Origin of the sequence: Microbacterium sp. B19, from assembly GCF_000333395.1 — a bacterium.
Classification (GTDB): Bacteria; Actinomycetota; Actinomycetes; order Actinomycetales; family Microbacteriaceae; genus Microbacterium.
On sequence record NZ_BADA01000449.1, the window covers coordinates 1 to 11,308 of the forward strand.

11 protein-coding genes, 1 tRNA gene and 1 pseudogene are annotated in these 11,308 nt (G+C 70.1%); 11 read left to right on the plus strand and 2 right to left on the minus strand.

Annotated features, from left to right (window positions below; genetic code table 11):
• The 5 genes from I5G_RS15910 to I5G_RS15930 all read left to right on the plus strand — a co-directional run.
• The coding region (locus I5G_RS15910) for an ABC transporter ATP-binding protein (protein ID WP_022879945.1) at positions 1 to 810 on the plus strand (810 nt) is incomplete at its 5' end.
• Positions 807 to 1,487, plus strand: coding sequence for an ABC transporter permease (locus I5G_RS15915; protein ID WP_022879946.1), 681 nt, complete (start codon positions 807 to 809; stop codon positions 1,485 to 1,487). The genes I5G_RS15910 and I5G_RS15915, both read left to right, overlap by 4 nt.
• Positions 1,484 to 2,245: an ABC transporter permease gene (locus I5G_RS15920; protein ID WP_022879947.1), complete on the plus strand. Its 762-nt coding sequence runs from the start codon at positions 1,484 to 1,486 to the stop codon at positions 2,243 to 2,245. Before I5G_RS15915 ends, I5G_RS15920 begins: the two co-directional genes overlap by 4 nt.
• Before the next feature lie 34 nt (positions 2,246 to 2,279).
• Complete coding sequence (locus I5G_RS15925) at positions 2,280 to 3,194, plus strand: ABC transporter substrate-binding protein (RefSeq protein WP_022879948.1); 915 nt, start codon at positions 2,280 to 2,282, stop codon at positions 3,192 to 3,194.
• Positions 3,195 to 3,461: 267 nt separating this feature from the next.
• Complete coding sequence (locus I5G_RS15930; protein WP_022879949.1) at positions 3,462 to 5,252, plus strand: ABC-F family ATP-binding cassette domain-containing protein; 1,791 nt, start codon at positions 3,462 to 3,464, stop codon at positions 5,250 to 5,252.
• A 43-nt stretch (positions 5,253 to 5,295) separates the two neighbouring features.
• Here I5G_RS15930 and I5G_RS15935 read toward each other — a convergent pair whose 3' ends face one another.
• Both I5G_RS15935 and I5G_RS15940 read right to left on the minus strand, forming a co-directional pair.
• Complete coding sequence (locus I5G_RS15935; RefSeq protein WP_022879950.1) at positions 5,296 to 5,808, minus strand: hypothetical protein; 513 nt, start codon at positions 5,806 to 5,808, stop codon at positions 5,296 to 5,298.
• Positions 5,805 to 6,302, minus strand: coding sequence for a MarR family winged helix-turn-helix transcriptional regulator (locus I5G_RS15940; RefSeq protein WP_022879951.1), 498 nt, complete (start codon positions 6,300 to 6,302; stop codon positions 5,805 to 5,807). The genes I5G_RS15935 and I5G_RS15940 overlap by 4 nt, the downstream gene beginning before the upstream one ends.
• Positions 6,303 to 6,384: 82 nt before the next feature.
• Here I5G_RS15940 and I5G_RS15945 point away from each other — a divergent pair.
• From I5G_RS15945 to I5G_RS15970, 6 genes and pseudogenes are all read left to right on the plus strand, one after another.
• Positions 6,385 to 6,456 (plus strand) — tRNA-Gln (locus tag I5G_RS15945).
• 1 nt (position 6,457) lies between these two features.
• Positions 6,458 to 7,906 (plus strand): bifunctional UDP-N-acetylglucosamine diphosphorylase/glucosamine-1-phosphate N-acetyltransferase GlmU, encoded by a 1,449-nt coding sequence (gene glmU, locus I5G_RS15950; RefSeq protein WP_022879952.1) that lies wholly within the window; start codon positions 6,458 to 6,460, stop codon positions 7,904 to 7,906.
• Entirely contained in the window at positions 7,896 to 8,930 is a 1,035-nt protein-coding gene (locus I5G_RS15955; RefSeq protein ID WP_022879953.1) for a ribose-phosphate diphosphokinase, read from the plus strand. Before glmU ends, I5G_RS15955 begins: the two co-directional genes overlap by 11 nt.
• Positions 8,931 to 9,041: 111 nt before the next feature.
• Entirely contained in the window at positions 9,042 to 9,524 is a 483-nt protein-coding gene (locus I5G_RS15960) for an FMN-binding protein (protein WP_022879954.1), read from the plus strand.
• A 4-nt stretch (positions 9,525 to 9,528) separates the two neighbouring features.
• Complete coding sequence (locus I5G_RS15965; protein ID WP_022879955.1) at positions 9,529 to 10,404, plus strand: FAD:protein FMN transferase; 876 nt, start codon at positions 9,529 to 9,531, stop codon at positions 10,402 to 10,404.
• Positions 10,404 to 11,308, plus strand: a pseudogene (locus I5G_RS15970) (flavodoxin reductase); the annotation flags it as partial. The gene I5G_RS15965 and the pseudogene I5G_RS15970, both read left to right, overlap by 1 nt.

The following is an 11,308-nucleotide window of genomic DNA, read 5'->3' on the forward strand; positions in this document are numbered from 1 at the left end:
ACCGTCTCGAAGGTCTTCCCCGACGGCACCCGCGCCGTCGACGACTTCAGCCTCGTCATCCCGTCCCGTAAGACGACCGTCTTCGTGGGGTCCTCGGGCTGCGGCAAGACCACCCTGCTCCGCATGATCAACCGCATGGTCGAGCCCTCGTCCGGCACCATCTCGATCGACGGCGACGACATCGCCTCCCGGCCACCGGTGCAGCTGCGCCGCAGCATCGGCTACGTCATGCAGAACTCGGGTCTGCTTCCGCACTTCACGGTCGCGGAGAACATCGCGACCGTGCCGGTGCTGCAGGGCGAGAACCGCAAGAAGGCGCGCACCCGTGCCCTGGAACTCATGGAGACGGTGGGCCTCGACACCGCGATGGCCGACCGCTATCCGAGCCAGCTCTCGGGCGGCCAGCAGCAGCGCGTCGGCGTCGCGCGCGGTCTCGCCGCCGACCCCAACATCCTGCTGATGGACGAGCCGTTCGGCGCGGTCGACCCGATCGTGCGCGACGAGTTGCAGCAGGAGCTCATCCGCCTGCAGAACGAGATCGGCAAGACGATCGTGTTCGTCACGCACGACATCGACGAGGCTTTCCTTCTCGGCGACCAGGTGGTGCTGCTCGAGAAGGGCGCCCACGTCGCACAGGTCGGAGCGCCGAGCGAGATCATCGAGCGCCCGGCGAACGACTTCGTCGCCAGCTTCATCGGGGCGGTCAAGGGCAAGCGCGCCCTCCACCTCAAGGAGACCGAGCGCGGCACGGTCGTCGTGGATGCCGAGGGACGCACGCAGGGCGCTCTCGTGGAGGAGCCGCGCGCGTGACCTGGGTCCTCAACAACCTCGGCCTGATCGGCGAGCTGACACTGGTGCATCTGCAACAGAGTCTGATCGCGCTGATCGCCGGTTTCGTCCTGAGCGTTCCGCTCGGCTGGTTCGCGTGGCGCTACCGGCTGGTGCGCAGCAGCGTGATCACCATCACCGGGCTGCTGTACACGATCCCCTCGCTGGCTCTGCTGATCCTGCTGCCCGTGATCACCGGCTGGTACTCGATCGTGAGTCCCGTCAACCTGGTCGTCGCGCTGGCGATCTACGCCGTGGCGATCCTCGTGCGGGCCGTCGCGGATGGTCTGGATTCGGTGGATGCCGGCGTGCGCCAGGCCTCGACCGCCCTGGGCTACAGCTCGTTCCGACGCTTCTGGGCGGTGGAGTTCCCGCTCGCGGGACCGGTGATCCTTGCAGGGCTGCGGGTCGCTTCGGCGAGCACGATCGCCCTCGCCACCGTCGGCATCCTGGTCGGCATCCAGAACATCGGTTACCTCTTCACAAACGGCCTGCAGCGTCGAATCCTGCCCGAAGTGTTCGCCGGCGTTCTCGCGGCGGTCGTCATCGCTCTCGTGATCGACCTGCTCCTCGTCGTCGCCGGACGCCTGCTGATGCCCTGGACGCGGGGCACGAAGACCGTCTCCCGTCAGGCCAACAGGACGCTGGTGAAGGCATGAACCTCATCGGCGAAGCGTTCGCCTGGCTGTTCTCGGGCAACCCCGGAAGGGGCTTCGACCCGATCCCGGCCGCGATCGGCGTGCAGTTGCTGTACACAGTCGTGTCGGTCCTCGTCGCCGCGGCGATCGCGATCCCGCTCGGCTGGTACATCGGTCACACCGGGAGAGGCCGAGAGACCGCTGTCGCGATCTCGGGAGCCGCGCGCGCGATCCCGTCCTTCGGTCTGCTCATCCTGCTGACTCTGATCCTCGGCGTCCTCCACAAGCCCGAGGCGGCCGTGATCTCGTTCGTCATCCTGGCGATCCCGTCCCTGCTCGCCGGCGCGTACACCGGCTTCGAGGCGATCGATCGTCGGGTCCTGGATGCCGGGCGGTCGATGGGCATGACCGAGGCGCAGATCCTGTGGCGGATCGAGGTCCCGCTCGGTCTGCCGCTCCTCGTCGGCGGCATCCGCGCCGCCACCCTGCAGGTCCTGGCCACCGTGACGATCGCCGCATACATCGGCCTCGGCGGGCTCGGGCAGTACATCATCGCGGCGATCCCGCTCCGCCGGTTCGACATCCTGATCGGCGGTGCGATCCTGGTCGCGGTGCTCGCACTCGTCACCGACGGGTTGTTCGCCCTGCTCCAGCATATCGTCGTGCCCCGTGGCATCCGTGCCGCCGGTGCCGCCTCCCCGCGGGCCCGGTCGGCGCGAGAACGCCGGGCCGAGGCCGTCGCCGTCGGCGTTCCGGCCACCCCTCCCTCGGCTTCCTGACTCACCCGACTCCCCACCACCAGAAAGAGGAACCATGTTCACAGCACGAACTCGCAAGGGTCTCGGCGTTCTCGCCGGACTCGCGGTCGCCTCGCTCGCCCTCGCCGGATGCGGCGCCTCGAGCGATCCCCTGAGCAACAACGGCGGCGACGCCAGCGCGTCTTCGGCGGAGATCGTCGTCGGCTCGCAGGCGTACTTCTCGAACGAGATCATCGCCGAGATCTACGCGCAGGCTCTGGAGAACTCGGGGCTCACGGTGAAGCGCCAGTTCCAGATCGGTCAGCGCGATGCGTACATCCCGCTGCTCGAGGACGGCACGGTCACGGTGTTCCCCGAGTACTCCGGCAACCTGCTGCAGTTCTTCGACAAGGAGACCACGGCGCGCACCGCCGACGAGGTCTACGCGGCCCTGCCGAAGGCGCTTCCCGAGGGCCTTGAGGTGCTCGACCAGTCGTCGGCCACCGACCAGGACTCGTACACCGTCACCAAGGCCTTCGCGGATGCCAACGGGCTGACGACGATCGCGGACCTGGCCAAGGTCACCACGCCGCTGACCCTCGGCGGCAACGCCGAGCTGGCGGAGCGCCCCTATGGCCCGACCGGCCTGAAGTCGACCTACGGCGTGGACGTGCAGTTCTCGGCGACCGGTGACACGACCGTCGACGACCTCGTCGCCGGCACCATCCAGGTCGCGAACGTATACACCGCCGACCCGCGCATCAAGACCGACAACCTCGTCACGCTGGAAGACCCGAAGGGGCTCTTCCTCGCGTCGAACGTCGTCCCGGTCGTGAACTCGAAGGTCGCGTCGCAGGTGTCCGACATCCTCAACAAGGTCTCCGCCGCCCTCACCCCCGAGGGCCTCGTGGAACTGAACGTGAAGTCGACCGTCGACCAGCAGTCGTCGGCCGACATCGCGAAGGCCTGGCTCGCCGACAACAACCTCTGAGCCGAAGCCACACCAGCGGGGCCGTCCGGAATTCCGGGCGGCCCCGCTGCGCGCGTCGGTGCTGCGCGCGTCCGGGCCCGCGCGCGTCCGGGGCGGCCGGGACGCCGAGACTGCACGCCCCTGACAAAGCCACTGCACGCTGCGCCGGTTTCGTCAGCCGGTTGCAGTCTCGCGGCCGGACCACCGCCCCGAGGCCGCAACCTGGCCGCAACCTGGCCGCAACCGCCGCCACCGACCGGGCCGCGGGCCGCGTAGCCTGGGACGGATATGGTACATCTGCTCGGGGGCGAAGCCCTGCACCTGGAATACCCCACCAAGGTCGTGTTCGACTCCGTCTCGCTCGGCGTGAACGAGGGCGACCGCATCGGCATCGTCGGTCGCAACGGCGACGGCAAGTCGAGCCTGCTCGGCATGCTCGCCGGCATCCGCGAACCCGACGGCGGGCGCGTGACGGTGCGCGGCGGGGTGACGGTGGGCGTCCTCGACCAGCAGGACACGCTCGACGACGACGACACGATCGGCCATGCGGTCGTCGGCGATCGGCCCGAGCACGAGTGGGCGGGGGACGCTCGCACCCGCGACGTCATCGCCGGTCTCCTCGGCGACCTGCCGTGGGACGCGCGCCTGGGCGGCCTCTCCGGCGGCCAGCGCCGCCGTGTCGCGCTCGCGCGACTGCTGTCCGGCGACTGGGACGTGCTGTTCCTCGACGAGCCGACCAACCACCTCGACGTCGAGGCCATCACGTGGCTCGCGGGGCATCTCAAGAAGCGGTGGGCTCCGAACGCGGGTGGGCTGCTGGTCGTCACGCACGACCGGTGGTTCCTCGACGAGGTGTGCAACACGACGTGGGAGGTGCACGACCGCATCGTCGAGCCGTTCGAGGGAGGCTACGCGGCGTACATCCTGCAGCGCGTGGAACGCGACCGCCAGGCCGCCACGATCGAGCAGCGACGACAGAACCTCGCGCGCAAGGAGCTCGCGTGGCTGCGTCGCGGCGCCCCGGCCCGCACGTCGAAGCCGAAGTTCCGCATCGACGCCGCGAACGAGCTCATCGCCGATGTCCCTGAGATCCGCGACCGGGTCGCGCTGCAATCCCTCGCCGTCGCGCGCCTCGGCAAGGACGTCGTCGACCTCCTCGACGCGGGCGTGACCTACGGCGACCACACGGTGCTGAGAGACGTCGAGTGGCGGATCGCACCGGGCGAGCGCACCGGCATCCTGGGGGTGAACGGCGCGGGCAAGTCGACCCTGCTGAGCCTCATCACCGGGACGCTCGAACCGACGGCCGGCCGCGTCAAGCGCGGCAAGACCGTCAAGGTCGCGACCCTCACCCAGCGTCTCGACGAACTCGAACAGCACATGGACGACCCCGTCCGCGTGGTCATCGCGGGCCTGCGCACCACCTACTCCTTCGGCTCGGGCTCGAAGGCGCAGGAGCTGACCCCGGGCCAGCTCCTCGAACGACTCGGGTTCTCGAACGCGCAGCTCTCGACGCCGGTGAAAGACCTGTCCGGTGGCCAGAAGCGGCGCCTGCAGCTGCTGCTCATCCTGCTCGACCAGCCCAACGTGCTGATCCTCGACGAGCCCACCAACGACCTCGACACCGACATGCTCGCGGCGATGGAAGATCTCCTCGACTCCTGGTCGGGCACCCTCATCGTCGTCTCGCACGACCGGTACTTCCTCGAGCGCGTCACCGATCAGCAGTTCGCGATCCTCGACGCGCGTCTGCGCCACCTCCCTGGAGGCGTCGACGAGTACCTGCGCCTTCGGGCGATCCAGGATGCCGAGCCCTCCCGCTCGTCGACGACCGAGGCCGTGGCATCCCCTGGTCTTCAGGGTGCGGACCTCCGGGCCGCGCAGAAGGAGGCGTCGGCCACTGAGCGGAAGATCGAGAAGCTCCAGGCGCAGATCGACCGGGCGAAGGCGGCGCTCGCCGACCACGACCAGGCCGACTACGTCGGGCTCGGGAAGGAGATGCAGCGCATCTCCGAGTGGGAGTCCGAGCGCGACGAGCTGGAGATGCGGTGGTTCGAGCTCACCGAGGCCATCGGCTGAGCGAGCGCCCGGGACGGGAACGCGCCGAGCGAGGCGCGCAGCGTCAGTGGACCGCGATCTCCAGGATGACGATCACGATTCCGAGGAACGACGTGGCGAGCGCGCCCATGAGGCGCCCGAACACGCGGTAGCCGCGGCGACGGAACGCCTGGTATCCCAGGATCGCGAGGACGACGAACATCGCGGTGACGCAGTTGTCGACGGCGTCCGAGACCGACTGGTGGGTCACGATCCCGTACGCCAGGGCGAGGATCGACGGCACGGAGGCGTACAGCATGCCGGACGCATGACGGACGGCGTTGCGGGTCGAGCCGCGGAAGCCGTGGTCGCCGTGCTCGGTCAGCGTGTGCGCGAAGACGTGCGCGATGAAGAAGACGATCAGGGTCGCCGTCGAGTTCAGGAGCACCTCGGCCACGTCGTGCGCCTCGTCGTCGGCGAGCGTCACGAACGTCGTGAACACGATGAGGCCGTAGATCGCGGCGGGGGAGCGGAACCGGACGTCCAGCCAGGCCTTCACCCGCTGCCACGCGGTCGGGTTCGTCACCGGGGCGCTCACGCGTCGAATCCCATGCTCAGTTTGCGCAGCAGCGTCGCCAGACGCTCCCGGTCGCCGCGCGACAGACTCTCCAACAGCAGGGCCTCGGCGTCGACGAGGCGGGTGATCGCGGCATCCACGCGCACGCGACCGTCGTCGGTCAGGGTCACCAGGATGCTCCGTCCGTCGCCGGGGTCGGCCTCGCGCCGCACGAACCGGCGGGCGACGAGCCGGTCGATGCGATTGGTCATGGTGCCGCTGGAGACGAGCGTCTGCTGCAGCAGCTGCTTCGGGCTGAGCTGGTACGGCTCGCCGGCGCGGCGGAGGGCGGAGAGCACGTCCCACTCCCACGACTCGATGTCGCTGCGGCGGAACGCCTCTTTCCGTGCGATGTCGAGGTGTCGGGAGAGGCGCGCGACGCGCGAGAGCACCTCGAGCGGGGAGAAGTCGAGGTCGGGTCGCTGGCGCACCCATGCCTCGACGATGCGATCGACTTCGTCGCTGTCCCGGCTCACCCGTTCATTATGTCGAGAACGCCGCGGGTCAACGCTCCCGTGTCGCCGTCTGGCAGACTTGACCGGTGCCCGCGGGGCACGGTCCGCCGTGGTGTAACGGCAGCACGACAGCCTTTGGAGCTGTTAGGTCCAGGTTCGAATCCTGGCGGCGGAGCATGACCTCATCGACCGAGCTCGCCGTCGTCGTCCTGGCCGCGGGTCAGGGCACCCGCATGCGATCCCGCATCCCGAAAATCCTGCACGCGGTGGGCGGTCGTCCGCTCGTCGGACACGTTCTCGACACCGCGGCATCCCTCGATCCGTCCCGGATCGTCGTGGTGGTGCGCCACGAGCGCGACCTCGTCGCCGAGACGATCACCGAGCTCGCTCCGGGCGTCGTGATCGTCGATCAGGACGAGGTCCCCGGCACGGGCCGCGCGGTCGAGGCTGCGCTCAGCGCGCTCGAGGGATTCGCGGGCGACGTCCTCGTGCTGAGCGGCGACGTCCCGCTGCTGGAGTCGCACACGCTCGCCGAGCTCGTCGAGACCCACCGCTCGGGGGGCACGGCGGTGACCCTGCTCACCGCCCGCGTCGATGAGCCGCACGGCTACGGTCGCGTGATCCGCGACGAGGTCGCCGGCGTGCACCGCATCGTGGAGCAGAAGGATGCCACGCCCGACGAGGCCGCGGTCACCGAGATCAACGTCGGCGTATACGTCTTCCGTGCGGCGCCGCTGCGCGAGCACCTCGCCCGCGTGGGCACCGCGAACGCGCAGGGCGAGAAGTACCTCACCGACGTCGTCGCGCTGCTGCGCGAGGCCGAGCTGGGGGTCGCGGCATCCGTCACTCCCGACGCCGCCGCCGCGCTCGGCGTCAACGACCGCATCCAGCTGTCGGAGGCGGGGCGCACGCTCAACGCCCGCACGGTGCGGCACTGGCAGCGCGAAGGCGTCACCGTCATCGACCCGGCCACGACGTGGATCGATGTGACCGCGGTGCTCGCGCCGGACGTGACCCTCCTGCCGAACACCCACGTGCGCGGCGCGACCGTGATCGCGGCCGGCGCGACGGTCGGCCCGGACACGAGCCTCGTCGACTGCGAAGTGGGCGAGGATGCCACGATCACCCGCACCGACGCGACCCTCGCGGTCGTCGGACCGGGCGCCACCGTCGGACCGTTCGCCTACCTGCGGGCGAACGCACGGGTCGGCGTGGACGGCAAGGTCGGCACCTTCGTCGAGGTGAAGAACTCCTCGATCGGCGAGGGCAGCAAGGTCCCGCACCTGTCGTACATCGGCGACACCGAGATCGGTCGCCACGTCAACCTCGGCGCGGGCGCCATCACGGCGAACTACGACGACATCACCAAGCACCGCACCGTGATCGGCGACGAGGTGCACAGCGGTTCGCACAACGTCTTCGTCGCGCCCGTTACGATTGGGGATGGCGCCAAGACCGGTGCCGGCGCGGTGATCCGCAAGGACGTTCCCGCCGGTGCGCTGGCACTCAGCGTTGCACCCCAGCGGAACATCGAGGGGTGGGTCGAGAAGAATCGACCGGGCACCGGCGCGGCGGACGTCGCCGCGCGGGCCCGGGGTGAACAGGAAGCGCGCGATGGCTCGTAAGAAGAACCGTGTAGATCTCGACCGAGACAACGACATCGCCCCCGGGCTCGTCGCCAAGACCAAGAAGCGGCTCGTCGTCGCCTCGGGTCGCTCGCACCCCGATCTCGCGCACGCGGTCGCCCGTCACCTGGGCACGGAGCTCGCCCCCACCGAGCACCGCACCTTCGCCTCGGGGGAGATCTACACGCGCTTCGAGGTCTCGATCCGCGGATGCGACGTGTTCGTCGTGCAGTCGTTCGGCCCGCCGGTCAACGAGTGGCTCATGGAGCTGCTCATCATGCTCGACGCCCTGAAGCGCGCGTCCGCCAAGCGCATCACCGTCGTCGCCCCGTACTTCCCGTACTCGCGCCAGGACAAGAAGGGCCGTGGACGCGAGCCCATCAGCGCGCGCCTCGTCGCCGACCTGCTGAAGACCGCGGGCGCCGACCGCATCATGAGCGTCGACCTCCACGCCGCGCAGATCCAGGGCTTCTTCGACGGCCCCGTCGACCACCTGTTCGCCAAGCCCGTGCTGCTCGAGCACTTCGAGCAGGGCCTCACCGGCGAGGACCGCGAGACGCTCACGGTCGTCTCGCCCGACATGGGCCGCGTCCGTGTCGCCGACACGTGGTCCGACAGCCTGGGCGCCCCGCTCGCGATCATCCACAAGCGCCGAGACCCGAAGGTGGCCAACCAGGTCTCGGTGCACGAGATCGTCGGTGACGTCAGCGGTCGCACGTGTCTGCTCGTCGACGACATGATCGACACCGGTGGCACGATCCAGAAGGCCGCTCAGGCTCTCAAGGCCAACGGCGCCCGCAAGGTCATCGTCGCCGCGACCCACGCGATCTTCAGCGATCCCGCGAGCGAACGCCTGCAGGACCCCGCGATCGACGAGGTCGTCGTCACCGACACCGTTCCGCTCCCGCCCGAGCGGCGGTTCCCGGGCCTCACGATCCTCCCGATCGCCCCGCTGCTCGCCCGCGCGATCCACGAGGTCTTCGAGGACGGGTCGGTCACGAGCATGTTCGGCGGAGACGCGTAGTCTTCATCGCCCGTCCATAGGTTCGGTGAAGTCTGAACCGGGCTCGTTTCGAGATCGTGTTCCTACCGTGAGCATCCCCCGCTCCGCGAGGCACGACCGAAAGAGGACCCCATGATCCGCACGACCGCCGTCCCCCGCCCCGTCCGCGTCGGTACCGCCCTGCTGGGCGTCGTCGGCGTGGTCACGCTCGCCGGTTGCTCCGGCACGAACGCGGATGCCGCTGCTCCGGCGCCGGCGGCGTCGTCCGCGGCGAGCGCCCCGAGCACCGGGTCGTCCGCCGGAGGCGCGTCGACCGGCGCGTACACCGATGGCACGTACGAGGCCACCGGCCAGTACGCGACGCCGGAGAGCGTCGAGAAGGTCGACGTGACCCTCACGATCGCCGGAGACAAGGTCACCGACGTCACGGTGACGGGCGACCCGCAGGCCGCGGAGTCGCGTCGGTACCAGAGCGAGTTCATCGGCGGAATCAAGGACGAGGTCGTCGGCAAGGCGCTCGACGAGATCTCGGTGAGCAAGGTCGCCGGTTCGTCGCTCACGAGCGGCGGGTTCATGCAGGCCGTGAACGCGATCAAGTCCGAGGCGAAGGCCTGAGACCGTGACCTCGCCGACGACGACCGGCGCGGTCTGGACGTTCGACGCGATCGGCACCGCCTGGTCCATCGACACGGAGGAGCCGCTGTCGGCCGCCGCTCGCGCCGCCGTCGCGACGGTCGTGAACGGCTTCGATCGGGAGTGGTCGCGTTTCCGGGACGACTCGCTCGTGACGGCTCTCGCCGAAGGTCAGGTGGGATCCGTCCCTTCTCCGGAGGACACGGATGCCATGCTCTCGCTGTACGACGAGCTCGACGTCGCGACGGGCGGGGCCGTGAACCCGCTCGTCGGCGACGCCCTCGCTCGACTCGGTTACGACGCGCGGCTGACTCTCGCGCCCTGGGGTGCGCCGGAACCCGCGCCCGACTGGCGCGACATCGTGACGTGGGGGAGTGGCATCCTGTCGCTGTCCCGCCCGGCGACGCTCGACGTGGGCGCAGTGGGAAAGGGCCGGCTCGTCGATCGGGTGCTGCGGGAGGTGCAGCGGCATGTCGGCGGCGACGTCGTCGTCGACGGTTCCGGTGACCTCGCGGTCCGCGGGGCGCCGGCGCGCGTCGGGCTCGAGCACCCGTACGATCCCACGCGGGCGATCGGGGTGGTCGAGATCCGGGATGCCGCGCTGTGCGCGTCGGCCGTCACCCGGCGCGCGTGGGGCGACGGCCTCCACCACGTCCTCGATGCGCGGACGGGTGCACCTGTCCGCGCCTACGCTGCGACGTGGGCGATCGCCGACACGGCGATGCACGCGGACGCCCTCGCGACCGCGCTGTTCTTCGACGGCGGCCCCGAACTCGCGGCCGCGTGGGGCGCCCCCTGGGTCCGCATGCGCACGGACGGCCGCGTGGAGTGGTCGCCCGGATTCGACGGAGAGATCTTCTGATGACCACCACCCTCACCGCCTCCTCCACCCGCGTGCGCGGGGTCCTCGGCCGCGTCTCGATGTACCGCCTCGTGCTGTCGTCGCTGGGTCTCCTGGCCGTGATCGCGCTCGGCCTGTCGTTCGCCGGGCTCGTGGTCCCCGACCCGCTGGAGATCCTCGCCAGCGCCGCGGTGCTCCTGGGCGCGTGCGCGGTGGCCGATCTGGTCGCGCAGAGCGTGCTCCGGATGCCACGCCGCCTGGAGTCCTCGCTCATCACCGCCGCGATCCTCCTGTTCGTGCTGCGCCCCACGCTGGAGCCGCTGGGCCTCGTCGGACTCGTCGTCGCCGGGGTCGTGGCATCCCTGTCGAAGTACCTGCTCGCGTGGCGTGGACGGCACGTGCTGAACCCCGCGGCGACCGGGGCCGCGGTGCTCACGATCCTGAGCGTCGCGGCGCCCGATCTCGGCGGCTCGGCGTGGTGGGTGGGCTCGCCGTGGCTCGCCGGCCCCGTGCTGGTCCTGGGGCTGCTGATCCTCGCGCGCACCGACCGGCTCGCGGTCGTCGCGGTGTTCTGGGTCGTCGCCGCGGTCGTCGCGTTCGTGCGGACGACCGTGCAGTTCCAGGCCGCGGGGTTCCCCGTCGACGTGTCGACGGTGATCCTGCAGGTGGCGTTCTCGTCGCCGTTCCTGTTCCTCGGCGCCTTCATGCTGTCCGAGCCGCTGACGCTGCCGCCGCGACGCTGGCAGCAGTTCGCCGTCGCGGTCGTCGTCGGGGTGCTCGCCGGCTGGCCGATCGCGATCGGCGCGATCACCCTCGGTCAGGAGCGGGCGCTGCTCATCGGCAACCTCGTCGCGTTCCTGTTCTGCCTCCGCGCCGCCGTGCGACTGCGCCTCGAGGGTCGTCGCGACCTCACCCCGACGGTGCG